This window comes from Rhodococcus sp. T2V (assembly GCF_029269925.1).
Classification (GTDB): domain Bacteria; phylum Actinomycetota; class Actinomycetes; order Mycobacteriales; family Mycobacteriaceae; genus Rhodococcus_F; species Rhodococcus_F koreensis.
Map to the genome: position 1 here is coordinate 162,781 of NZ_JARJBD010000006.1, position 22,154 is coordinate 184,934.

The 22,154-nt window shown below is 68.5% G+C and carries 23 protein-coding genes, 3 tRNA genes and 1 pseudogene; 10 read left to right on the forward strand and 17 right to left on the reverse strand.

Annotated features, from left to right (window positions below):
- Window positions 1-65: 65 nt before the first annotated feature.
- From rsgA to P3H15_RS08260, 5 genes are all read right to left on the reverse strand, one after another.
- Entirely contained in the window at window positions 66-1,148 is a 1,083-nt protein-coding gene (rsgA, locus tag P3H15_RS08240; protein ID WP_276136760.1) for a ribosome small subunit-dependent GTPase A, read from the reverse strand.
- A 173-nt stretch (window positions 1,149-1,321) separates the two neighbouring features.
- Window positions 1,322-2,233: a glycosyltransferase gene (locus P3H15_RS08245; protein WP_276136761.1), complete on the reverse strand. Its 912-nt coding sequence runs from the start codon at window positions 2,231-2,233 to the stop codon at window positions 1,322-1,324.
- Complete coding sequence (locus P3H15_RS08250) at window positions 2,230-3,126, reverse strand: ABC transporter ATP-binding protein (RefSeq protein ID WP_276136762.1); 897 nt, start codon at window positions 3,124-3,126, stop codon at window positions 2,230-2,232. Before P3H15_RS08250 ends, P3H15_RS08245 begins: the two co-directional genes overlap by 4 nt.
- Before the next feature lie 8 nt (window positions 3,127-3,134).
- Window positions 3,135-4,007, reverse strand: a complete 873-nt coding sequence (locus P3H15_RS08255) for an ABC transporter permease (protein ID WP_276136763.1) — start codon at window positions 4,005-4,007, stop codon at window positions 3,135-3,137.
- 48 nt (window positions 4,008-4,055) lie between these two features.
- On the reverse strand, window positions 4,056-4,652 hold the full coding sequence (locus P3H15_RS08260; protein WP_276136764.1) for a bacterial proteasome activator family protein: 597 nt from the start codon (window positions 4,650-4,652) through the stop codon (window positions 4,056-4,058).
- A gap of 132 nt (window positions 4,653-4,784) precedes the next feature.
- Here P3H15_RS08260 and P3H15_RS08265 point away from each other — a divergent pair, with 132 nt between their 5' ends.
- The gene (locus tag P3H15_RS08265) at window positions 4,785-5,987 is read left to right on the forward strand and encodes a cysteine desulfurase-like protein (RefSeq protein ID WP_012691164.1); all 1,203 of its coding nucleotides are present in this window, start codon (window positions 4,785-4,787) and stop codon (window positions 5,985-5,987) included.
- 72 nt (window positions 5,988-6,059) lie between these two features.
- On the opposite strand, the gene P3H15_RS08270 is transcribed toward P3H15_RS08265, so the two are convergent.
- Window positions 6,060-7,055 (reverse strand): NAD(P)H-quinone oxidoreductase, encoded by a 996-nt coding sequence (locus P3H15_RS08270; protein ID WP_276136765.1) that lies wholly within the window; start codon window positions 7,053-7,055, stop codon window positions 6,060-6,062.
- 122 nt (window positions 7,056-7,177) lie between these two features.
- On the opposite strand from P3H15_RS08270, the gene P3H15_RS08275 reads away from it, so the two are divergent.
- Both P3H15_RS08275 and P3H15_RS08280 read left to right on the forward strand, forming a co-directional pair.
- The gene (locus tag P3H15_RS08275; RefSeq protein WP_072938420.1) at window positions 7,178-7,660 is read left to right on the forward strand and encodes a MarR family winged helix-turn-helix transcriptional regulator; all 483 of its coding nucleotides are present in this window, start codon (window positions 7,178-7,180) and stop codon (window positions 7,658-7,660) included.
- A 42-nt stretch (window positions 7,661-7,702) separates the two neighbouring features.
- A tRNA-Ser gene (locus tag P3H15_RS08280) sits at window positions 7,703-7,790 on the forward strand.
- 52 nt (window positions 7,791-7,842) lie between these two features.
- On the opposite strand, the gene P3H15_RS08285 is transcribed toward P3H15_RS08280, so the two are convergent.
- The 3 genes and pseudogenes from P3H15_RS08285 to P3H15_RS08295 all read right to left on the reverse strand — a co-directional run bounded on the left by P3H15_RS08285 (window position 7,843) and on the right by P3H15_RS08295 (window position 10,325).
- A complete protein-coding gene (locus P3H15_RS08285; RefSeq protein WP_346348761.1) occupies window positions 7,843-8,205 on the reverse strand; it encodes a TfoX/Sxy family protein in 363 nt (120 codons plus the stop codon).
- A gap of 3 nt (window positions 8,206-8,208) precedes the next feature.
- A complete protein-coding gene (locus tag P3H15_RS08290) occupies window positions 8,209-9,000 on the reverse strand; it encodes a VOC family protein (protein WP_276136767.1) in 792 nt (263 codons plus the stop codon).
- Between the two features lie 27 nt (window positions 9,001-9,027).
- Window positions 9,028-10,325, reverse strand: a pseudogene (locus P3H15_RS08295) (TIGR03086 family metal-binding protein).
- 95 nt (window positions 10,326-10,420) lie between these two features.
- Here P3H15_RS08295 and P3H15_RS08305 point away from each other — a divergent pair.
- Window positions 10,421-11,053 (forward strand): maleylpyruvate isomerase family mycothiol-dependent enzyme, encoded by a 633-nt coding sequence (locus P3H15_RS08305; protein WP_276136770.1) that lies wholly within the window; start codon window positions 10,421-10,423, stop codon window positions 11,051-11,053.
- Between the two features lie 154 nt (window positions 11,054-11,207).
- On the forward strand, window positions 11,208-12,209 hold the full coding sequence (locus P3H15_RS08310; RefSeq protein WP_276136771.1) for an alpha/beta hydrolase family protein: 1,002 nt from the start codon (window positions 11,208-11,210) through the stop codon (window positions 12,207-12,209).
- Window positions 12,210-12,219: 10 nt separating this feature from the next.
- Here the strand turns inward: P3H15_RS08310 and P3H15_RS08315 are convergent, their stop codons facing one another.
- Entirely contained in the window at window positions 12,220-13,917 is a 1,698-nt protein-coding gene (locus P3H15_RS08315; RefSeq protein ID WP_276136772.1) for a bifunctional UDP-sugar hydrolase/5'-nucleotidase, read from the reverse strand.
- A gap of 89 nt (window positions 13,918-14,006) precedes the next feature.
- The gene (gene hisC, locus P3H15_RS08320) at window positions 14,007-15,083 is read right to left on the reverse strand and encodes a histidinol-phosphate transaminase (RefSeq protein ID WP_276136773.1); all 1,077 of its coding nucleotides are present in this window, start codon (window positions 15,081-15,083) and stop codon (window positions 14,007-14,009) included.
- Between the two features lie 61 nt (window positions 15,084-15,144).
- On the opposite strand from hisC, the gene P3H15_RS08325 reads away from it, so the two are divergent.
- The 3 genes from P3H15_RS08325 (at window position 15,145) to P3H15_RS08335 (ending at window position 16,179) form a co-directional block, all read left to right on the forward strand.
- Entirely contained in the window at window positions 15,145-15,870 is a 726-nt protein-coding gene (locus P3H15_RS08325; RefSeq protein ID WP_276136774.1) for a dienelactone hydrolase family protein, read from the forward strand.
- A gap of 99 nt (window positions 15,871-15,969) precedes the next feature.
- Window positions 15,970-16,061: transfer RNA gene (locus tag P3H15_RS08330), tRNA-Ser, on the forward strand.
- Between the two features lie 45 nt (window positions 16,062-16,106).
- Window positions 16,107-16,179: transfer RNA gene (locus tag P3H15_RS08335), tRNA-Arg, on the forward strand.
- Window positions 16,180-16,233: 54 nt separating this feature from the next.
- Here the strand turns inward: P3H15_RS08335 and P3H15_RS08340 are convergent.
- Window positions 16,234-16,659, reverse strand: a complete 426-nt coding sequence (locus P3H15_RS08340; protein WP_276136775.1) for an ArsI/CadI family heavy metal resistance metalloenzyme — start codon at window positions 16,657-16,659, stop codon at window positions 16,234-16,236.
- 93 nt (window positions 16,660-16,752) lie between these two features.
- On the opposite strand from P3H15_RS08340, the gene P3H15_RS08345 reads away from it, so the two are divergent.
- The gene (locus tag P3H15_RS08345; RefSeq protein ID WP_276136776.1) at window positions 16,753-17,112 is read left to right on the forward strand and encodes an Rv2640c family ArsR-like transcriptional regulator; all 360 of its coding nucleotides are present in this window, start codon (window positions 16,753-16,755) and stop codon (window positions 17,110-17,112) included.
- A 3-nt stretch (window positions 17,113-17,115) separates the two neighbouring features.
- On the opposite strand, the gene P3H15_RS08350 is transcribed toward P3H15_RS08345, so the two are convergent.
- Window positions 17,116-17,589: a hypothetical protein gene (locus P3H15_RS08350; RefSeq protein WP_276136777.1), complete on the reverse strand. Its 474-nt coding sequence runs from the start codon at window positions 17,587-17,589 to the stop codon at window positions 17,116-17,118.
- An 86-nt stretch (window positions 17,590-17,675) separates the two neighbouring features.
- Window positions 17,676-18,041, reverse strand: coding sequence for a nuclear transport factor 2 family protein (locus P3H15_RS08355; protein WP_087561567.1), 366 nt, complete (start codon window positions 18,039-18,041; stop codon window positions 17,676-17,678).
- A gap of 101 nt (window positions 18,042-18,142) precedes the next feature.
- On the opposite strand from P3H15_RS08355, the gene P3H15_RS08360 reads away from it, so the two are divergent.
- Complete coding sequence (locus P3H15_RS08360) at window positions 18,143-19,051, forward strand: LysR family transcriptional regulator (protein WP_276136778.1); 909 nt, start codon at window positions 18,143-18,145, stop codon at window positions 19,049-19,051.
- A gap of 4 nt (window positions 19,052-19,055) precedes the next feature.
- Here the strand turns inward: P3H15_RS08360 and P3H15_RS08365 are convergent, their stop codons facing one another.
- Genes P3H15_RS08365 through P3H15_RS08375 form a run of 3 tightly spaced genes read right to left on the reverse strand, consistent with a single transcriptional unit; the run spans window position 19,056 to window position 22,002 of the window.
- Window positions 19,056-19,823 (reverse strand): SDR family oxidoreductase, encoded by a 768-nt coding sequence (locus P3H15_RS08365; RefSeq protein ID WP_276136779.1) that lies wholly within the window; start codon window positions 19,821-19,823, stop codon window positions 19,056-19,058.
- Window positions 19,820-20,560, reverse strand: a complete 741-nt coding sequence (locus P3H15_RS08370; RefSeq protein WP_276136780.1) for a fumarylacetoacetate hydrolase family protein — start codon at window positions 20,558-20,560, stop codon at window positions 19,820-19,822. The genes P3H15_RS08365 and P3H15_RS08370 overlap by 4 nt, the downstream gene beginning before the upstream one ends.
- Window positions 20,557-22,002 (reverse strand): MFS transporter, encoded by a 1,446-nt coding sequence (locus tag P3H15_RS08375; protein WP_276136781.1) that lies wholly within the window; start codon window positions 22,000-22,002, stop codon window positions 20,557-20,559. The genes P3H15_RS08370 and P3H15_RS08375 overlap by 4 nt, the downstream gene beginning before the upstream one ends.
- Between the last annotated feature and the right edge of the window lie 152 nt (window positions 22,003-22,154).

A 22,154-nucleotide genomic window follows, 5' to 3' on the forward strand; every position in this document is an offset into this window, starting at 1 on the left:
AGCCCCATGTTGCCACCCGCATCCCGGCTCAGGGAGTCAACCGGGATGCGGGTCGTTCACCCGGGTCAGTGACCGCGACTGCGGTACATCTGGCGTTGCCGACGGGCGATGGTCTTCCACTCGCGCTCCCGCTCGGCCCGCAGCCGTGCATCGGTGCGGGACGCGATCCACCCGTTCTCGCGAATCAGCTTGCGGTAGCTGGCGAGTCTGCGTTCGGGTAGTTCGCCGCCCGCCACCGCGCCCTGGACCGCGCACCCGGGTTCGGCTTCGTGCGAGCAGTCCGCGAACCGGCACCGCGCCGCGAGTTCCTCGATCTCGGGGAACGTCTTGTCGATGCCGTCGGCCGCGTCCCACATGCCGACACCCCGCAGGCCCGGCGTGTCGATCAGGGCGCCGCCGGACGGCAGCGGCAGCAGTTCCCGGTGTGCCGTCGTGTGCCGTCCCTTGTTGTCGCCCTCGCGGACGCGTCCGGTGGCGAGCACGTCCTCGCCGAGCAACGCGTTCGCGAGCGTCGACTTACCCGCGCCCGACGGTCCGAGGAGGGCGACGGTCCCGTCGATCACGGCGGTGAGGATGTCGATGCCGTCGCCGGTGTCGGCGCTCACCGCGACCACGGTCGCGCCCGGAGCCACCGCCGCCACTTCGGCGGTCGCGAAGGAAACGTCGTGCACGGTATCGGATTTGGTGAGGGCGACCACCGGCTGGGCGCCGCTCTCCCACGACAGTGCGAGCAGTCGTTCGATGCGCCCGAGATCGAGGGCGGTGTCCAGTGCGGCGGCGATCACCACCGTGTCGACGTTGGCCGCGAGGAGTTGCCCCTCGGACCGGCCGGACGCCGACGACCGGACGATCGCGCTGCGCCGGGGAAACAGATCGGCGACGGCGATCTCGTCGCCGTGGCGGTGGAGCGTCACCCAGTCGCCGGTGCACAGCGTGTGCTCGCCGGCGAGGGCGCGGACGACGCCCGCGGGCGCGGCGACGTCGCAGCGACCGCGGTCCACGCGGATCACCCGACCGGGCTCGCGGCCGTCGGCCGGGTAACTGTCGAAGGTGTCGGAAAGGGTGTCGTTCCAGCCGTAGGGCAGGAGGTGTCCGGTATCGAACATGATGGGTGTGATCCTCGGGTCGATGAGTGCCGACCGGACCACTGCGCGGGTTCGGTCAGGCGAGGGGGAAGGGGGAGTGGACGCACACGGCGTCGACCGACGAGACAGTCATCGGACACTCACTCCTTCGCAGCACCTGAGGGTCGAAACACTGGGGGTCTATCGACCGGAACCCCACGATGCTCCCACCCGGCGGAACCCGGGCGCAACCGAATTCACGGCCGCTCGAACCGCTCCTGACGGCCCAGCTTGCGCAGCCGCATCCACTCCCGCAGACCCTGCGGATCACGCCGCGTGACGAGGAAGTACCACCCGAACCGCACCCACTCCTGCGGCAGCAGCTTCCGCATGCCCGGCTGCGACAGCAAATAGCCGCGGTTGCGGTAGGTGAAGAACCGTTTCGTCTCGTTGTCCGGGTACTGCGTGTGCATCCGGCCGCCGAGGATCGGCTTGAACTCCTCCGCCCCGTTGGGGTGCACGTACGCCGTCTGCAGGCAGGTGCCGAACGGCAGCCCCGACCGCACCAGCCGGCGATGCACCTCCACCTCGTCGCCGCGGACGAACAGCCGCAGGTCGGGGACGCCGACCGTGTCGATCGCCGACGCCCGGAACAGGGCGCCGTTGAACAGCGACGCGATGCCGGGGAGCAGGTCGGCCGAGTCGTCGCCGTCGGCGAACAGTTCGGACCGCAGCCGACGCCATTCGACGCCGCGGCGCAGCGGGAACGCGAGACGGTCGGGGTCGTCGATGTCACAGACCACGGGGGACACCTCGGCCAGCCCGTGCCGCTGCGCGCAGTCGAGCAGCGTCTCCAGGACCTTCGGCCCCTCGGGCCTGCCGTCGTCGTCGGCGAGCCACACCCAGTCGGCGCCGAGCGAGAGGGCGTACAGGATCCCCAGGGCGAAGCCGCCCGCACCGCCCAGGTTGTGCTGCGACCCGAGGTAGCTGGTGGGGATCCCGGAGGACTCGACGAGTGCGCGCACGTCGTCCTCGGCGGCGTTGTCCACGACCACCAGATGGTCCAGCGGACGCGACTGCGAGCCGAGGACCTTCAGCGACTCCGCCAGCAGTTCGCGGCGTTTGTGGGTGACGACGACGCCGACGATCCGCTCGGCAGCAGCGCTCACGCGGACTCCGCCTCGGCTTCCGCGACCGTGCGAACGGGACGCTCGTTCGATCTGTCGCTACGGACGTCCCGTTCGGCCGAGGCGGTCAGCCCGGACTTCTCCCGGTCCATCTCGTAGATGACGTGGCGGACGTGGTCGGCGGCGTCGTCGCCCTCGTACGCGCGGACGACGTCCTCGATGCCGCCCTCCTGCCGGACCCGACCGTGGTCGATCCACATGGCCCGGTCGCAGAGCTGGGCGAGGAACTCGTTGGAGTGGCTGGCGAACACCAGGATTCCGGACCGCTCCACCAGCGCCTGCAGCCGCACGCGCGCCTTCTTCATGAACTCCGCGTCGACGGCGCCGATGCCCTCGTCGAGCAGCAGGATCTCCGGGTCGATGCTGGTGACCACGCCCATCGCGACGCGCACCCGCATGCCGGTGGAATACGTGCGCAGCGGCATCGACAGGTATTCGCCCAGTTCGGTGAACTCGGCGATCTCATCCATCTTCGCGAGCATCTGCTTACGGGTCTGCCCGAGGAACAGCCCTCGGATGATGATGTTCTCGTAGCCGGAGATCTCGGGGTCCATTCCCACACCGAGGTCGAACACGGGGGCCACGCGGCCGCGGATGCTCGCGCTGCCGCGGGTGGGCTCGTAGATGCCGGACAGCAGGCGCAGCAGCGTCGACTTGCCGGCGCCGTTGTGGCCGACCAGGCCGATCCGGTCGCCTTCCTTCAGCGACAGGTTGATGTCGCGCAGGGCCTCGACCACGACGACGTCCGAGTTGTTGCGACCGATCGATCCGCCGGCCTTGCCGAGGAACGCCTTCTTCAGCGACCGGGACTTGGCGTCGAAGATCGGAAAGTCGACGCAGGCGTCCCGCGTCTCGATGCTCACGTGTTCTGTCATGGCAACCCCTATACCCAGTAGGGCACACGGGCCCGGTACTTGCGAAGCGCGAGGATGGCGGCGGTCCACCCGACGACGGTGATGGCCAGCACGATGTACCAGTGGTACGCCTGCTGGTCCTGGCCGATCATCGGTGCGCGCACGATGTCGAGGTAGTGGAACAGCGGGTTCAGCTCGGCGAGCTTGACGCGCTCGGCGGCCTGACCGCCCTGCGCCTCGAGGCTCTGCGTGGTCCACATGATCGGTGTCAGCACGAACAGCAGCAGCGTCATGCTGCCGAGGATCGGCGCGATGTCCCGGTAGCGGGTGGAGAAGATGCCGAACATGATCGACACCCACGCCGCGTTGACGACGATCAGCCCGATCGCCGGGATCGCCGCCAACGACATCCAGGTCAGGTGCCGCCACACCCCGAACGCGAACAGCATGATCACGTAGATGACGAGGTTGTGGGCGAACAGCAGCAGCTGCCGCCACACCAGCCGGTACACGTGGACGCTCAGCGCCGACGGCAGCTGTTTGATCAGCCCCTCGTTGGCGATGAACACCTCGGACCCCTCGAGGATGCTCGCGCTGATCAGGTTCCAGACGATCAGACCCACCGTGACGTACGGCAGGAACTCGTCCAGCGGGATGTCCAGCAGGGCCGAGTAGAGGATGCCCATCGCCGCGGCCTGCACGCCGGTGGCGATCGTGATCCAGAACGGGCCGATCACCGACCGGCGGTAGCGCTGCTTGATGTCCTGCCAGCCGAGGCTCAGCCACAGCTCGCGCTGAGCGAAGCCGTCCCTGAGGTCCTTGAACGCGCGACGGAAGGTCTGCGAATCGGACGCCGGGAGCGGGCCGCCTGCGGCCTCGGTTTCGATAGCGGATGCTGACACGGGCACCGAGCCTACCGGGAGTCGAGTTCCATGCTGTTTCGCCCGTTGCTACAGGTACTGGCCGGTACCGCTCGACTGCGATCCCGGATCGTTGTTGTGCGGCCCGTGCGGGTTGCCCATGCTGATGCCCGGAGGCAGGGCTCCCTGACGCATCTGCTCGAGCTGGGAGCGGGCCGCCATCTGCTGGGCGAACAGGGCCGTCTGGATGCCGTGGAACAGTCCTTCGAGCCACCCCACCAGCTGCGCCTGCGCGATGCGGAGTTCGGCGTCGGTCGGGACGGTGTCGTCGGTGAAGGGCAGCGTGAGGCGTTCGAGTTCCTCGCGCAGCTCGGGGGCCAGGCCCTGCTCGAGCTCGCGGATCGACGACTTGTGGATCTCCTTCAACCGGTTGCGGCTGGCGTCGTCGAGCGGTGCCGCACGCACCTCCTCGAGGAGCTGCTTGATCATCGTTCCGATGCGCATGACCTTGGCCGGCTGCTCCACCATGTCGGCCACCGACTCGGTTCCGTTCCCGTTCTCGGCGGCTGCGGCGGCCGCGGCGGCGTCGGAGCCCTCGGGCTTGCTCGCGGCCTCCGCGACGGGAATCGCCATGGGCTGACCGTCGGGACCGATCACGACTACGTGTTCATTCTCCGAGTTCGTCATGCCTCCATCTTGGCTGTTCCTGCGCGGCAGTGCGAAAGTGCGTCCGATTTGGCCCTTTCCCTCTTTGTTGCATTCGACAACAATCGATGGCTGGCTTCGACCGTATTGACTTGGGGTCTTAGAGTGTCGGGCATGGCTTACGACGTTGCCCGCGTTCGGGGACTCATCCCCTCACTCGGCGACGGTTGGATCCATCTCGATCCGCAGGCCGGCATGCAGATTCCGGACGCGGTGTCGCGCACTGTCTCCACGGCCTTCCGGGCTTCTGCCTCTTCGTCGACCGGACGTCATGTGTCCAGCCGGCGCAGTGCGGCGGTTCTCGATGCGGCCCGAGCAGCCGTCGCCGACCTGGTCGGAGGCGATCCCGCCGGGGTCGTCCTCGGACCCGACCGATCCGTTCTCCTGGCCTGGCTGGCGGAGTCGCTGAGCACGCGACTCGGTCTCGGAACCGGGCTCGTGCTCTCCCGCCTCGACGAGGAAGCGAACGTGGCACCCTGGCTGCGCGTCGCCAGCCGCTACGGCGCCCAGGTGCGGTGGGCGGAGGTCGAGATCGAAACCTGCGAACTCCCCAGCTGGCAGTTCCAGGACCTCATCACCACCACGACGCGCCTGGTCGCACTCACCGCGGCCTCCCCGATCGTCGGCTCGGCGCCCGACGTCCGCGTCGCCTCGGACCGCGTCCACGAAGTCGGCGGACTGATGGTCGTCGACGCAATCGGCGCCGCCCCCTACGCGCACGTCGACATCAACGAACTCGGTGCGGACGTCGTCGCCGTCGGCGCCACCTCCTGGGGCGGACCGCAGGTCGGGGCACTCGTGTTCCGCGACCCGTCGCTCCTCGACCGCATCCCGGCCGTGTCCCTCAACCCGTATGCGCGGGGTGTCGAACGTCTCGAGGTCGGGGTGCACCAGTTCGCGCTCCTCGCCGGCCTCACCACGTCGATCGACTTCCTCGCGAATCTCGACGAGTCGGCCACCGGTTCCCGGCGCGAAAAGCTCGAGGCGTCCATCAGCTCGCTGCAGAACTACCAGGACACCCTGTTCGACCACCTCATGTCCTCGCTGAAGCGGCTACCGCAGGTCATGGTCATCGGGCGGTCGCCGAGCCGGGTTCCGACGCTCAGCTTCACCGTCGCCGGAGTCTCGGCCGACAAGGTGGCCTCGCACCTCGCCGACAAGCGCATCGCCACCGTCAGCGGTGTCCACGGCGGTTCCCGGCTGCTCGACGCGCTCGGCGTCAACGACGAGGGCGGCGCCGTCACCATCGGTCTCGCGCCGTACACCACCCGCTACGAGATCGACCAGCTCGTGAACGAGCTCGCCACCCTCGGCTGAACACAGCCGGCCGGCCCGGTGTGACATTCGTTGCACCGGAGGGGAACGACGAGTGTCACACCGGACGAAGCGTCAGTTCCGCGGGATCGTCAGGATCACCTTGCCGACGGTGTCGGCGGAGTCGAGCAGCTCGTGTCCGCGCGGCGCCTCGGTGATCGGCAGTTCCGCCGAGACGATGGGATGGACCGCGCCCTCCGCGATCAGCGGCCACAGCCGCTTGCGGACGTCGGCGACGATGTCGGCCTTGCCCTCCCGACCCGACTCGGGGCGCCCCCGCAGTCCCGCCGCCGTGACGTGGGCGCGTTTGGCCAGCACCTTGCCCAGGTCCAGTTCGCCCTTCCGGCCGCCCTGCATGCCGATGACGACGAGCCGGCCGTCGGCGGCGAGCACGTCGACGTTGCGGCCCAGGTACGCGCCGCCCATGTTGTCGAGGATCACATCGGCGCCGTATCCGTCCGTCGCCTTGCGGATCTCGTCCACGAAATCGGCTTCCCGGTAGTTGACGAGGATGTCGGCGCCGAGTTCGCGGCAGCGCGCCAGTTTCTCCTCGGATCCGGCGGTGACGGCCACCCGGGCCCCCAGCGCGACGCCGACCTGAATGGCGTGGGTGCCGATGCCGCCGCCACCGCCGTGGACCAGCAGCACGTCGCCGCGGGACAGTCCGGCGCCCATCACGACGTTCGCCCACACCGTGCACGCGACCTCCGGCAGCGACGCCGCGACGAGCAGATCGACGCCCTCGGGCAGCGGGAGGAGCTGTGACGCGGGGACGGCCACCTTCTCCGCGTACCCGCCGCCCGCCAGCAGCGCACACACCTGGTCGCCGACGGACCACCCGGACACTCCCTCGCCGAGTTCGGCGATGGTGCCGGAGCATTCGAGCCCGAGGATGTCGCTGGCCCCGGGCGGCGGGGGATAGAACCCCTGACGCTGCAGCAGGTCGGCGCGGTTGACGGCCGTCGCGGCGACGTCGAGGAGAACGTGACCGGGGGGAAGTTCCGGGTCCGGCTGCTCGGCCCACGTCATGACTTCGGGGCCGCCCGGCTGATCGATCGTGATCGCATACATGGGGACGACGCTAGCGAAACGCGGCGCCGTCCGGTGCCCGCGACCGGTCCGAGCGACCGCTCGGCCTCTTCGGCCACCGGACGCTACTGGAAAGTAATGTCGCACTACTAGAATGTGAACCTGTGACAGCAGAAACCTCCGACGCCGAAGCCGCGACCAACTGGTTGACGCCGGCCGAGATGCGCGCATGGCGCGGCTACATGGACGGCAACCAGCGGCTGATGGACGTCCTCAACCGGGATCTGCAGGAGAAGCACGACCTCTCCCTCGCGGACTACCGGATTCTGGTGCTGTTGTCCGAGTCGCCGGACGGCTCGCTGCGCATGAGCGATCTCGCGGACGGCGTCCTCTCCTCCCGCAGCCGCCTCACTCACCAGATCCGGCGGATGGAATCGCAGGGCATGGTCACCCGCGACACCTGCCTCGAGGACGGCCGCGGGGTGCTCGCCGTCATCACCGACGAAGGTCGCGCCCGGCTCGCCGACGCGGCCCCCACCCATGTGGCCGGGGTGCGCAGCAACCTCGTCGATCTGCTCACCAAGTCTCAGCTCAAGGTTCTCGCCGAGGTGTTCGAACGCGTCGACAAGGCCATCGGCGACCGCTGACCGGTTGCCCGATGCCGCCTCCGTACCGATAAGATCGCCCACGGAAGCGTGGCAGAGCGGCCGAATGCACTCGCCTTGAAAGCGAGCGTCGTGAAAGCGACCGGGGGTTCAAATCCCTCCGCTTCCGCCAATGACCGGCAGCCCCGACCTGGTTTCGCTCCAGGTCGGGGCTGCAGTCGTTTCTACTTCTTCCGCGGCTTCGGCTGCTTCGGCGGCAGTTCGGCGATCTCGGCGAGCGCGCGTTCGATCCACGGCGTGGCGAGGTCCGGAGTGTCCCGCCACCGGTCGGGCAGGGCCAGGTACTCGCGCATCGGCTTCTCACCCGGACCGAAACCGCCGACGCCGTCGGTGGACGCCAGTTCGTTCTTTGCCTGCTCGGTGAGGAGCCGCACCCCGACGCTCGGCCCGAGCAACCCGGCGAACATGTTGCCGTTGACGAACGCGCCCAGGTTGCCGAACATCGGCTTCACCTCGACGCCGGGGGTGTCGGGGATCAGTGAGCGGAAGAACTGCTTGTCCTCCTCGGAGGGTGTGGGCATCTTCACGGTCTACTGATCCTGCCGTTCCTCCGGCGTCATGATGCTGAACGTCGCGCCCTGCGGGTCGGCGACACCGGCGATGCGGCCGACTGTGGGGATGTCCATCGCTTCTTCGACGATCGTGCCGCCGAGTTCGACGACCTTGGCGGCGCTCGCGTCGACGTTCTCGACGGCGAAATACACGCGCCAGTGATTCGGTGTGCCGGGCGTCATCGGCTGACCGCAGCCACCGACCTGATCCTCGCCCACCTCCAGCAGGTGGTACGTGTACTCCGGCCCCATCGACATCGTCGAGGAGGTGATCCCGAAGACGGTGTCGTAGAACGCGAGCGCCTTGTCGACGTCGCCGGTGTTGAGTTCGTTCCACAGGCACGCGCCCGGGTCGCCGACGAGCGAGGCGCCGATGTGCCTCTTCGCCTGCCACAATCCGACGGCCGCCCCGGTGGGGTCGGTGACGAAGGACATGCGGCCTGCGTCCGAGATGTCGAACGCCGGCATCAGCACCTGGCCGCCGGCGCCGGGGACCTTCGCGACCGTCGCGTCGACGTCGTCGACCGCGATGTACGTGTTCCAGTTCGCCGGCGCCCCAGCCTTCGCCGCGTCGGGCGGCAGCGGCGCGATGGCGGCGACGTTCTCGCCGCGCACGGTGGCCATCGAGTAGACGGGGCCCTCGGGCATCGGCCGGTCGTCGTACTCCCACCCGAGCAGTTCCGAGTAGAACTTCTTGGCCGCGTCCTGATCGCTGGTTTGCAGGTCTACCCAGCTCGGTGTTCCCTGGGCGTATTCCGACTTGATGGGCATGACTGGACCTTTCCGTGTGTAGGGGTGTCAGGCCGCCGGGACGGGGTGGCGGCCGGTGTAGGCGATGAGCCGGGTCACCGCGTTGCTGGTGTGCGGGGCGGGTACGGGGTCGTCGAACCCGACGGCCTTCCTGCCTTCGGGCGAGATGATCTTGTGTGCCAACGCCAGCACATATTCGGCGAGTGGCTCGGAAACGGCCACGTCGCCATCGGTCGCGGCCGCGAAATCCCAGGCGTGGACCAGGAATTCGATCGACAGGATCCCCGCCGCGACGGTTGCGGGAGCGTTGTTCGGCCCGAGCGTCACGGTGCCGTCGAGGCCGCGATTGCGCCACGCCTCCAGCGCGGGCTGGGCGAGGTCGGCGATTCTGGCCTCGACGGGTTTGCCGGGGTCGTCGTCGAATGTCGCGCCCGCCGCGCCGCCGAGGGCGGTGATCGAACCGGCCAGATGATCGGCGAGTTGCGCGACGGTGAACTCGGTGCACGGCGTCTGCCTGGACATGTCCTCGGCCGTGACGCCACGCAGGACGCGTTGCACGACAGCCAATGTCGCCTCGGCGCTGGACAGTTCGTCGAGTGGGTCCGGTGCGGCCGCCCAGTCGTCGGGCCCGGCGTCGTTCGTCTGCGCGGCGGCGACGAGCCGGTCGAGGTAATGGTTCCAGCCTTCCGCGTGGCGGGCGGCCTGTTCGTCGTTCAGCCCGTCGTGCACGAGGCGCACCTCGGTGCCGCCGGCGGTCGGGGTGAGAGTGACCGTCACGGTGGACGATCCCGGTGGGAGTTCGTCGTCGCCTTCCCAGCCCCACCCGAACACCACCCGCCTGCCGGGCACGACCTCCCGGAACGTGCCCGCCGCCGAGTGCCCGGGAACGACGGTCCACCGGTACTCGCCGCCGGCCTGCAGGTCGACGCGGGCCGCGACGGTCTGCCACCGCCGCAAGCGGTCCGGTCTGGTGACGAGATCGAACGTGGCGTCGGGGTCCAGCGGGACGACGACGGTTTTGTCGAATGGCATCAGCTGTCTCCTTTGGGTCCTGCTTCGTCGGTGGCGTCCGCGACGAGGCGGTCGAGTTCGTCGATCCAGAAGGAGTCGAACAACATGCGGAGCTGTGCGAGTCCCTGAGGATCGAGCCGGTAGTACCTGAAGCGTCCGTCCTTGCGCGCGGTGACCAGCCCGGCCTCGGTGAGCACCCGGAGATGTTGCGAGATCGCAGACCGGCTCGCGGGGAAGTGTGCGGCGAGGTTGTTGACGGTCTGCTCACCTGCGGTCAGCAGTTGCATGAGGCGTCTCCGGGTGGGCTCAGCTGCGACTTCCAACTGATCGAGCACGATTAATACGTTAGTCGTGACTAACGCGTTGTGCAATGGGTCTCGCCGCCGACGTCCCGAGGTGGGAGAATTCTTGGCGACGAGGGAGTGAAAAAATGACAACGTCAAGCCCCTGGCCCACGATTCACCAAGAACGCCGCGCCCTGGTGGACGACCTCGAACCGCTGACCGACACTCAGTGGTCGACGCCGTCGCTCTGCGAGCGGTGGACAGTGCGGGACGTGTTCGCGCACATGACGGCGACGGAGAAGATGACGCCGCCGAAGTTCGTCGGAAAGCTCGTCGGGTCGGGATTCCGGATCAACACCATGTTCGAGAAGGACATCGCGCACGAAGAGGAAGGAACACCGGCGGAGGCGCTCGACGAGTTCCGGGCGCACATGGCCGACTCCACCCACCCACCGGGCCCGATCGACGCCATGCTGGGCGAGATGATCGTCCACGGCGAGGACATCCGCCGGCCGCTCGGCATCGCGCACGAGTACCCGATGGACGCCGTCGTCCGCGTCGCCGACTTCTACAAGAATTCGAACCTGCTGATCGGGTCGAAATCGCGGGTCGCCGGGTTGACGCTGCGGGCCACCGACACCGACTGGACCACCGGATCGGGACCCGAGGTCTCCGGCCCGATGCTGGCGCTCGTGCTGGCGATGACGGGTCGGCGCGCCGCGCTCGACGAACTCAGCGGAGACGGTCTGGACCAGTTGAAGTCGGCCTTGCCCAAGTAACGGCGCGCAATCCGCAGCCGTGTGAACCGTGGTGACTACAACGTGATCACGGCGGAGCACACAGCTGTCGCAAACCCTCTAAGCTCTTGTTGACCGGACGCATTTTGTACTGTGCAATCGGGGTCCACACAGTCCGGGGAAGAGGGTTTACTTTATGCGTCGCGAAGCAATGGCTGCTGTCGGTCTGGCAGTGTCACTGACCCTTCTGGGGCCGGCGTTCACTGCTGTGGCCGATCCGGCGCCCGCTCCGGTCGCGCCCCCGGGCAACGGTGTCGCGAGCGTCGACAAGATCGTCCCGCTCACCGATACCCGCAGCGCCGTCTTCGTCAATTCCCCCGCCATGGGCCGCGTCGTGCAGGTCCAGGTCCTGCACCCGGCCGGTGGCGGCTCGCGGCCGTCGTTGTATCTGCTCGACGGCGTCAGCGCCGGCGCCGAGTCGGACTTCCGGGAAAGCACGTGGACGCAGAAGACGGACGTCGTCCAGTTCTTCGCCGACAAGAAGGTCAACGTGGTGCTCCCGGTGGGCGGCACCGCCAGTTACTACACCGACTGGCTGCAGCCCGACCCCACGCTGGGAATCAACAAGTGGGAGACGTTCCTGGCCAACGAACTCCCGCCCATCATCGACAAGAACTTCAGCGGCAACGGCGTCAACGCCGTCGCGGGTGTGTCGATGGGTGCGATGGGCGCCGCCAACCTCGTCACCAGGCACCCGCAGCTCTACCGCGGTCTGGCGGCCTACAGCGGATGCCTCGACAACTCGAACCCCAGCTCGCGTGACTCGGTCCGCGGCACGGTGGCGTTCAAGGGCGGAAACCCGGCCAACATGTGGGGCCCCGACACCGATCCCGCCTGGACCGCTCACGATCCGTCGGTGAACGCCGAAGCGCTGCGCGGCAAGCAGATCTACATCTCCACCGGCAACGGGCTTCCCGGACCGTACGAGATCACCGGAGACATCGCATCGACCATCGCGGTGGGCGGTCCCCTCGAGGCGGCGGCGAATCTCTGCACGCAGACGTTCCAGCAGCGCCTGACCCAGCTCGCGATCCCGGCGACGTTCACCTACCGCAACTTCGGAACGCATTCGTGGCCGTACTGGCAGGACGAACTGCGCACGTCGTGGCCGGTCCTGAAGAGCGCGCTCGGCGTCTGACCGGGCGTTCCTAACCGACCACGGTGATCCGGTCGGTGTTCGGCGGCGTGACCGGTGAATTCGTTCCCAGATACGTCGTGAAGGCGTCGAGGTCGCAGCCCGCGTGCACCGCCTCGGTGCGGGTGCGGAAGGCGTCGAAGCCGTCGCCGCCGTCGGCGAGGAACTTGTTGACCGCCACCCGGTAGGAGACGGCGGGGTCGACCGCCTCGCCGTTCACCCGGAGGTCCGAGATGCGTTCGCCGGCGATCGCCGAGCGATTCAGGGTGTACGTCAGCGAACGAGACGGCGCCAGGATCCGTTCCGTGACCGTGCCGTCGCCGCGGGGCTGGAACTGCTGCTCCAGGGCGGCCTTCAGCACCGCGCCGGTGACGGTCAGGACCTCGAGGGTGTTGCCGAACGGTTGAGCGGCGTACGTCTGCCCGTAGGTGACGGCGCCGTCGGCGCCCCGCAGCAGGTCTTCGCGAAGCCCGCCGGGGTTGGTGAGCGCCACCTGGGCGCCGTGCCCGGACCCGGCGGACAGCTGAGCGTCGGCGACGGCGTTCCCGAGGGTCGATTCACCGCTGCGGGTCGCGTCGCGGGTGAGATCGCCGGACAGCGACGCCACCCGCGCCGCACCGACCCGGGAGGCCTGGGCGGCAGCGCTGTCGGCGAGCGCCTGGATGTCGGGGTCGGGCGGGATGTCGTGGGTGACCACCTGATTGAACGCGGACGCGCGGTCGCGCAGGACGTCGCGGGTGGTGCGGTCGATCGACACGTCGACCACGGAGATGATGCGGCCGTGGGACGCGCCCTGCATCATCACGCGCGGGTTCCCCATCGGGTCGGGAAACGAGCAGTTGTACTGCTGGTGGCTGTCGGCCGTGAAGATGACGTCGACCTTCGGGGACGCCCGCATTGCGAGGTCGCGTGCCGGTCCCGGCGTCACCTCGCACGAGTTGGGGCCGTTGTCGGCGACGGGTTCGGCTCCCCTGTGCATCAGCAGCACGATGGCCCGCACGCCGAAGAAGTCGAGGAGATCCGCGGTCCGGTCGATCGCCGCGAGCTCGTCCGTGAAGCGCAGTCCGCCCACGCCCTCCGGTGTCACCATCGTGGCGGTGTCGGCGGGCATGGTCGCGATGACCCCGACCGGGATGCCTTCCACGTAGTCGACGGTGAACGGCAGTGTCGCGGGCGCGCCGTCGTCGAACTCCATGTTCGCGGCGAGGAGTGGGAAGTCCGCGCCCGCGAACGTGTTTCCGAACCGGCAGCCGTCGACGGGATGGCAGCCGCCGGTCTGCATCCGCCGGAACTCCGCGTACCCCTCGTCGAGCTCGTGATTGCCGATCGCGGACGCGTCGACGCCCATTCGGTCGAGCAGCTGCACGGTCGGTTCGTCGTGGAACATCGCGGATTCGAGCGCCGACGACCCCCAGTTGTCGCCCACCGAATACAGCAGCGAACGGGTGGCCTGCCCGCGCAGCTGGGCGACGTAGGCGGCCAGGTAGGCGGCGCCGCCGGCCGGGACCAGCGAACCGTCGGCGTGCTTGACCTGGCTGCGGACGCCGGGCGGCGGTTGGAGACTGCCGTGGAGGTCGTTGAAGGCGAGGAGCCGGACGGAGACCGCCGAATCCTGGGCCTGCGCCGTCGGCCCCGACGTCACCGAGATCGCGAGCGTCGTCGCCAGTCCGGCCGCCAGCACGGCGGTGCGGATCGCGGCGCGGCGACGCATGTGCGGTCTCCCTTCGGCAAAACCTCACTGAGTCTGCCAACAAGGAGTGACGGGCGTTGTACCCGTGGGTAACGGTTACATCTCGAGCGTTACGCCCGGACCGCGACGTTCGCGATCGAGCGCGCCTCGGTGCTCGTCGCGAACGCCAGGAACGCATCGTTCTCCGCGGGATCGCCGATCGTGATCCGCACCCCGTCGTCGCCGTACGGGCGCAGCAGAACACCGGCCTCGGCGCTGGCCGCACCGAACGCTCCGGAACGGGTGCCCAGCGGGAGGTAGACGAAGTTGGCGGCGGATTCGGGTACCTCGTACCCGGCGGCGAGGAGGGCGTCGCGCACCCGGTTCCGCTCGGCGACGACGCCGTCCGTGCGTGCCAGCAGTTCGCCGGACGCGGCCAGCGACGCGATGGCGGCGGCCTGCGCGACGGCATTGACCGCGAACGCGATGTGCACCTTGCTCAGCGCGGTGACGACCGCCGGATCGGCGACCGCGTACCCCACGCGGATGCCGGCCAGGCCGTACGCCTTGGAGAACGTGCGCAGCACCACCACGTTGGGGCGTCCGCGGAACAGGGCGACGCCGTCGGCGTCGGACCGGTTGTACTCGAAGTAGGCCTCGTCGAGGGCCACGAGGACGTCGGCGGGAACGGCGTCGAGGAACCGCTCGAGTTCGGCCTTCGTCAGCGCGTTGCCGGTGGGGTTGTTCGGGTTGCAGACGAAGATCAGCCGGGTGCGGTCGGTGATCGCGGCCAGCATCGCATCGAGGTCGTGCCCGTGGTCGGCGGTGAGGGGAACCTTGACGGGCGTCGCTCCGCCGACCTGGGTGACCACGGGATAGGCCTCGAAGGAGCGCCACGCGAAGATGACCTCGTCGCCGTCGTTGCACGTGGCCTGCACCAATTCCTGGCACAGACTCACCGAACCGCACCCCGCGGCGATGTTCTCCGTGGCCACCCCGAGGTGGTCGGCGAGGGCCGCGATCAGGGCGACGTGACCGTTGTCCGGGTACCGGTTCGCGTTGGCGGCGGCGTCCGCGATGGCGTCCCGCACGCTCGGCAGCGGGCCCAGCGTGGTCTCGTTGCTCGCCAGCTTGATCGCGCCCGGAAAGCTCTTGCCGGGGATGTAGGCCGGGATCGTGTCGAGGTCTGCCCTGGTTCGCGGAGTCACCAGGCGATTATGCGCCTCCCGATCCACTGCGCCGACGCCTCCTTCGTGCCAAGGTAGGGACATGTCGGGATTCTTCAGGGACAGTGCGGCCCTGCGGACGTCCGGAGACGCGCCCGTAGACCCGCAGAGTCGCGTTCCGCTCACCGCGGTGGAACCGGACGGTCCGGCGCGGGGCGGGATCGTGATCTTGCACGAATCGCGCACGTTCAGCGACGCTCTCCTCGATCTCATGCGTTCGCTCGCGATGGAGGGGTGGGTGACGGTAGCGCCGCACCTCTTCCACCGGGAACCGGCGACCAGCGACGTCGAGGTGTTCGGCGACGCCCTGTTCGCCGACTTCGACGCCACCTTCGACTGGCTGATCGCGCGGGGGATCTACGCCGACTGCGTGGGGGTGCTCGGTTTCGACGACGCCGGGACCGCCGCCCTGCTCGTCGCCACGACGCGTCCCGTCGGCGCCGCCGTGAGTGTCGCCGCCCGTGGGATCGTCGAACCGCTGTCGGAGGACGCGCCCGCGCTGGTGCACGCGGCGCCCGGGCTGAAGGCGCCGTGGCTCGGTCTGTACGGGGAGGACGATCCGTCGACGCCGCCGGATCAGGTCGAGATGCTGCGCGACGCCACCGCCAAATCCGACGTCGCGGGGCTCGTCGTGAGTTACGCCGGTCTCGCGCACCGGGCCGACGAACCGCCGCAGGTGCCCGACGGCCGGGACGACGACCCGGGCGCTCAGGCCATCGTCGACGCGCAGCGGCGGATCTTCGACTGGTTCGACGTCAACCTGCGTTAGAGCGGCCATTCCTGCGCGCTGACCAGCCGTTTTGCCTTTGTGGTGGAAAGGTGTGTAATCTTTCGCACCGGCGGTCCGAAGGGATCGGAACCACCCCAGGGAGGCGTGCCAGAGCGGCCGAATGGGACTCACTGCTAATGAGTTGTCCCTTTTACGAGGGACCGGAGGTTCAAATCCTCTCGCCTCCGCCACACCGGGCCTAGTCGGCCGGTGAGAGTTGAACAACTGAAGAACATGCGCCCGTAGCTCAACGGATAGAGCACTTGACTACGGATCAAGAGGTTAGGGGTTCGAATCCCTTCGGGCGCACAAAGAGACCCCGTCGACTGCAGTGATGCAGGTGGCGGGGTTTCCCTTTGTCGGCTAGCAGCAGGTGGCCCCCTCGGCATCGGGGTCGAGGTGCCGAGGGCTCGTCCCGAACGTGTCGGAGTCGGCGAGCACGGTGTAGACCTCCCACTTCTCGCCGGCCGGGCCGGTGACCCACACCTTGTCCTGGGTGGCGAAGCAGCAGGTGGTGCCGAGCTCCTCGTCGGTGAAGAGGCCTTCCCCGGTCAGCCGTGCGATTTCCTCGTGCACCCGGGCGCTCGATTCGACCTCGACGCCGAGGTGGTTGATGGTGCCGCCCTCGCCGGGGTTCTCCAACAGCACCAGCTTGAGGGGCGGCTGCGCGATGGCGAAGTTCGCGTACCCCGGCTTCAGTTTCGCCGGTGGTGTATCGAACAGTTTCGAGTAGAACGTGACTGCTTCCTCCAGATTGTCGACATTGAGGGCTAGTTGGGCGCGGGACATGACAACCTCCACCTGTGTGACATATGTCGAATTGCTTGCCCTCTTAGAATCCCACCTTTTTGACATATGTCAAGAACCTGGGAGGATGGATTCATGCCCAAGACGTTGCCGGTCGTGGATGTCTCCGCGCCGATCTGCTGCGCGCCCGTCTCGGCCGCCCCGATGACCGACGAGGCCGCCCTGCACCTCGCGCTGCGCCTCAAGGCCCTGGCCGACCCGGTCCGCATCAAGCTGATGTCGATCCTGCTGACCGCGAGCGAGGGCGAGGTGTGCACGTGCGATCTCGCGACCGGCGTGGGGCTGTCCGAATCGACCGTCAGTCACCACCTCGGCCAGCTCAAGAAGGCCGGAATGGTCCAGCCTGTCCGTCGCGGCATGAACGTCTTCTACAGCGCTCGGCCGGATGCCCTCGACGCACTGCGGGTCGTCCTCGACCCCCACTGCTGCACCTGACGGTCACGACGTTCGCGTGCTCGATTCGAGGCCGATGGTAGTGGTCGTCGAACCGAGTCCGATCCTCGGCCAGCCGGCGGTGACCGAGATGAAACCCGACGCCGGGATCGCGTCGAGCCAGTAGTGCGGCTCGGTCCGGTACTCCGGCGGCCCGCTCCCGCACGGCTTCGACGCCGCCGCCGGATGGTAGGGGTCGGCTTCACCCTCGATGTCGTCGACGCGCGCCCGCACCGACAGATAGGACCACCGCGTCGAGGGATCGCCGGGGTCGGACAGTGGGCGGGTCTCGTACTGCGCCAGCTCGGCGGGCCTGCCCGTGGCGGTCAGGGCCATCCGGAGCTGGAGTCCGTCCGCGAACGCCACGACCTCGAACAGCTCGAGCGTGAGGTCGTCTTCGGCCGCGAGGATCAGGGGGCCGTGCACCCGGTGTCCTCCGGTGGTGGGTGGTGCTACTGCCGGCCAACGCGGTCTGCGCATGACCTTTATGATCCCACCGATCCGAATGCAGATGCAATGGTGGACAACGAAGTTCATGCCGTGTAGAGGCCGGCGCAGACCCGGTCTCAGCTGGTGGGCGGGACGAACTCCGGCTGGTCGAGGAGCCGGAGCCAGGTTCCGTCCGGCTGCCTGCGGACGACCTGCGCCCGCGCGCCGGATCCGTCCTTCGGCGGCGTGGACGTGAGCGCGATGTCGTCACTGATCAGGGTGGGGAGCGGTGTCTCCGGTTCGAAGTGCGGCGCGTTCGCGAGCACCGACTCCCACAGCTTCCGGATGGCGGCCCGGCCGACCGTCCGGCTGCCGGGCGGGTACGCCATGACGGCGTTCTCCTCGTACAGGGCGGCGACTCCGGCCGCGTCTCCGGCGTTGCTGCGCTCGACGAACAGCCGGGTGAGGTCTTCGGGGTTCTGGGCCTTCTCGTAGTCGGTCACCGGGAATCCTTTCGTGGGTGAACTGCTGTCCCTTTCCAGGGTGGTGCCCCCGCAACCGGAAGTCCAACAGATAGTTATGCTCAATACTAGAATCATTGGTTATGGAACTGAGGCAGCTGGAGTACTTCGTCGCAGTCGCCGAGGAAGCGAACTTCACCCGCGCCGCGGAACGCGTCCACATCAGCCAGTCGGGGATCAGCGCACAGATCCGGCAGCTCGAGAATGATCTCGGCGCCACGCTGATCGACCGGTCCAGCAGGACGGCGACGCTCACGGCGGCGGGGGAGGCAGCGCTGATGCACGCCCGCGCGGCACTCGCCTCGGCCGACGCGATGCGGCAGGCCGTCGACGACGTGAACCAGCTGATCCGGGGCAGGCTCGTCGTCGGGATGGTCACCGCGTGCACGATCAAACCGCTGTTCGACGCGCTGTCCGCGTTCCACCTCGCGCACCCCGGGATCGAGATCACGCTGACGGAGGACAGCTCCGACCGCCTCGTCGAACGCGTCCGCGCCGGTGCGATCGATCTCGCTCTCGTCGCCACCTCGACCGCCCCGCCGGAAGGGCTGGACGCCTTCCCGATCATCAGCGAAGGGCTGGTCGCCGCGGTGTCGCCGGACCACCCGCTGGCGGGGCAGTCGCGAGTCGCGCTGGCCGAACTCGGCGACCATGCGATCGTATGTATGCCGACCGGAACGGGCATCCGGACGGTGTTCGACGAGGCGTGTGCGGCCGCCGGCCTCCGCCCCGACATCGCCCTGCAGGCGAGTGCGCCCGACGCCGTCGCCGACCTCGCGATCCGCGGGCTGGGGGTCGCGATCCTCAGCGAGTCGATGGCCACGGACTACCGGGGCCGGCTGACGGCGGTCGCCCTCGACGGCGTCGACATCCCGGCCGTGCTCGCGCTGGTCTGGAAGAGCCTCGGAGGTCCCGCGCTCCGCGAACTCGTCCGGCACACCCGCCGCTCCTTCGGGGACGTGCAGACCGAACCCGCCGGCGCCGGGCGGTGACTCCTCACACCACCGACGTCATCCCGCCGTCGACGAAGATCACCTGACCGTTGACGTACCGGGAGGCATCCGACGCCAGCCACACCGCCGGACCCACGAGGTCGTCCGGGGTGCCCCACCGGCCTGCCGGCGCCCGGCCACGGAGCCAGGTGTCGAACTGCGTGTCGTCGACGAGGGCCTGCGTCATCTCGGTGTGGATGTAGCCGGGCGCGAGGCCGTTGATCTGCAGCCCGGATCGTGCCCACTCCGCCGTCATCGCGCGGGTCAGATTCCGCAGCCCGCCCTTCGCGGCGGTGTACGGCGCGATGGTGGGCCGGGCCAGGTCGCTCTGCACCGAGCAGACGTTGACGATCTTCCCGCTCCCACGGCCGATCTGGAACCGGGCGACCGCGCGCCCGACGAGGAAGGCGCTGGTGAGGTCGGTCGTGAGTACCCTGTTCCAGTCCTCGAGCGTGACGTCGAGGAGGGGCTGGCGGTGTTGCAGGGCAGCGTTGTTCACCAGGATCTCGATCGGCCCGACCTCCGACTCGATCCGCTCGACGGCGTCGGTTACCCGCTCGGGATCCGTGACGTCGAACGCGTACGCGTGGACACGGGTGTCGCCGAATTCCTCGCCGAGATGTGCGCGTGCCTGCGCGAGGCGCTCGGCCGACACCCCATTGAGGACGATCGTGGCGCCCGCCCCGGCCAGGCCCCGCGCGAGGGCGTAGCCGATTCCCCGGCTCGAACCGGTGACCAGGGCGATGCGCCCGGACAGATCGAAGAGGTTCACAGCGCACGCACCGGATTGCTCAGTGTGCCGATTCCGTCGAGCGTGATCTCGGCGCGGTCACCCGGTTCGACCGGGCCGGACGTGAACGGGCACCCCGTGAGCACGACGTCTCCCGGTCCCAGCGTCAGATACCGGGTGAGGTGGACCAGTTGCTCGGATACGTTCCAGGCCAGCTGCTCCGTGGACGCCTCCGCCACGGTCACGCCGTTGACGCGCACCGCGATCGGCACGTCGCCGGGGTCGAGGTCCGTTTCGATCCACGGACCCAGCGGGGTGAAGCCGTCGCCGTGTTTCGCCTGGGTGAGCTTGTCGTCGAGCGCGATCTGCTCCACGGCGGTGACGTCGTTGCCGATCGCGTAGCCGAGGATCGCGGACGGAACGTCCTCGGGGCGCAGGTTGCGGCACGTGCGCCGGATGACGACGGCCAGTTCGCCCTCCACCACGACCTTCCCCAGCCGTTCGTCGACGAAGATCGGATGTTCGGGGCCGATCACCGTGCGCGCCGACTTCATGAACGCCTGCAACGGGAGGTTGCGATCGCCGGGTGCGCCGTTGTGCGCCATCCCGAGCAGGACCCGCGGTTCGGAAGGCGCGAGCAGGCGCGCCCCGTCGACGGCGTGTGCGGGTCCGGTGAACGTCACGGTGTCCGCGAACGGGTCGGCGACCTCGTGCCAGCGACCGTCCCGCAGGCACACCGGCCGCGGTCCCGAATCGGTCGCGATGCGGGCCAGCCTCATGCGCCGACCCGATCCTTGGACGGGGCAACGGCATCCGGTCCGTGCACCGGATCGGCCATCGCATCCCACGCGAGCCCGAGGTCGCGGCCACGGGTTTCGGGTGTCACGAACGTCGTGGCGAACGTGATGACGCTGAGGACCAGCACGTAGATCGCGAGCGGCACCCACGAGTTGTTCATCAGCGACAGCAGCAGGGCGCCGACGAAGGGTGCGATGCCGCCGGCGAGGATCGCGCTCGTCTCCCGGGCGACCGCGACGCCGATGTAGCGGTGACGGTTTCCGAACAGCTCCGGCAGGGCGGCGCACTGCGCGCCGAGCATCACGTTGACGCCGATCCCGTAGCTGACGGCGAGGGTCGCGACCACGAGGTAGGGGTTGCCGAGCGAGAGCAGCCACCACGACGGGACGGCGAGGACGAGTTGCAGCGCCGCACCGAACCGGTACACCCGCATCCGGCCGAAGCGGTCCGACAGCGCGCCCGAGAACGGGATGACGAGCATGCCGATGGCGGCGCCGCACGCGATGGCGAGTGGTCCGATCGACTTGCTGACGCCCACCACCGTCGTCACGTAGCTGATGCCGAGGGTCTGGAAGATGTACGAGCCGCCGTTCTCGGCCATCCGCAGGCCGATGCCGCGGAGCACACTGGGCATCGAACTGCCGATCAGTTCCCGGAACGGGCTCTCGCTGATCTGGTCCTGCTTTTCCAGCTTGATGAACGTGGGGCTCTCCTGCATGCGGAGCCGGATGAACACGGCGACCGCGATGAGGAAGACGGACGCCAGGAACGGCACCCGCCACACCCAGGCGAGGAGCAGTTCACGATCGATCTGACCGAGGATCGCGAAGACCCCGGACGCCATCAGGGTGCCCACCATGATTCCGACGAACGGGAGTGCGGAGAAGAATCCGCGTCGCGGGGTGGGCGAGTACTCCGCCATCAGTGTGGTGGCACCGGCCTGTTCGGCGCCGGCGCCGAAGCCCTGCAGCAGTCGCAGCGCGACCAGCAGGATCGGCGCCCAGATGCCCACCTGGGCGCCGGTGGGCAGCACGCCGATCAGGGTGCTCGCACCGCCCATGATCGCGATCGTGATCATCAGGACGGCCTTGCGCCCGAGGCGGTCGCCGAGGGCGCCGAAGAACAGACCGCCGAGGGGGCGGGCCAGGAATCCGACGGCGTACGTGCCGAAACTGGCCATCAGCGCGGCCGACGCGCCCATCGCGGGGAAGAACAGCTCACCGAAGATCAGCGCCGACGCCAGGCCGTACAGGGCGAAGTCGTAGTACTCGAGTGCGCTGCCGATGGAACTGGCGAGCGTCGCGCGTTTGAGGTTCGCGGCGTAGTCCGGGTCGTCGGAGGCGCGCACCGGTCGGGTCGATCCACTGCTGCCTTCCGGCAGTGTCGAGTCTGCGCCTACTCGAATCTTCGATTCTGGGGACATCTTCTGCTCCGTTGCGGACGGGACCACGTTCATCGCGGTCACAAACAGGTCGGTGCAGTGACCCAGGTCACTGGCATGGCGAGGACCCTACCGCGCAGAGCGTTATTTGTCATACGTAATCGAAAGTGTTGACTGAATCACATTATTAGTGC

Coding starts and splice junctions, on each gene's coding strand:
- P3H15_RS08305 (WP_276136770.1), top strand. CDS start 10,421: ATGACAACGTCAAGCCCCTGGCCCACGATTCACCAAGAACGCCGCGCC.
- P3H15_RS08340 (WP_276136775.1), bottom strand. CDS start 16,659: ATGTCCCGCGCCCAACTAGCCCTCAATGTCGACAATCTGGAGGAAGCA.
- P3H15_RS08315 (WP_276136772.1), bottom strand. CDS start 13,917: ATGCGTCGCCGCGCCGCGATCCGCACCGCCGTGCTGGCGGCCGGACTG.
- P3H15_RS08370 (WP_276136780.1), bottom strand. CDS start 20,560: ATGAGGCTGGCCCGCATCGCGACCGATTCGGGACCGCGGCCGGTGTGC.
- P3H15_RS08265 (WP_012691164.1), top strand. CDS start 4,785: ATGGCTTACGACGTTGCCCGCGTTCGGGGACTCATCCCCTCACTCGGC.
- P3H15_RS08350 (WP_276136777.1), bottom strand. CDS start 17,589: ATGCGCAGACCGCGTTGGCCGGCAGTAGCACCACCCACCACCGGAGGA.
- P3H15_RS08310 (WP_276136771.1), top strand. CDS start 11,208: ATGCGTCGCGAAGCAATGGCTGCTGTCGGTCTGGCAGTGTCACTGACC.
- P3H15_RS08260 (WP_276136764.1), bottom strand. CDS start 4,652: ATGACGAACTCGGAGAATGAACACGTAGTCGTGATCGGTCCCGACGGT.
- P3H15_RS08270 (WP_276136765.1), bottom strand. CDS start 7,055: ATGTATGCGATCACGATCGATCAGCCGGGCGGCCCCGAAGTCATGACG.
- P3H15_RS08375 (WP_276136781.1), bottom strand. CDS start 22,002: ATGTCCCCAGAATCGAAGATTCGAGTAGGCGCAGACTCGACACTGCCG.
- P3H15_RS08360 (WP_276136778.1), top strand. CDS start 18,143: ATGGAACTGAGGCAGCTGGAGTACTTCGTCGCAGTCGCCGAGGAAGCG.
- P3H15_RS08325 (WP_276136774.1), top strand. CDS start 15,145: ATGTCGGGATTCTTCAGGGACAGTGCGGCCCTGCGGACGTCCGGAGAC.
- P3H15_RS08345 (WP_276136776.1), top strand. CDS start 16,753: ATGCCCAAGACGTTGCCGGTCGTGGATGTCTCCGCGCCGATCTGCTGC.
- P3H15_RS08290 (WP_276136767.1), bottom strand. CDS start 9,000: ATGCCCATCAAGTCGGAATACGCCCAGGGAACACCGAGCTGGGTAGAC.
- P3H15_RS08250 (WP_276136762.1), bottom strand. CDS start 3,126: ATGACAGAACACGTGAGCATCGAGACGCGGGACGCCTGCGTCGACTTT.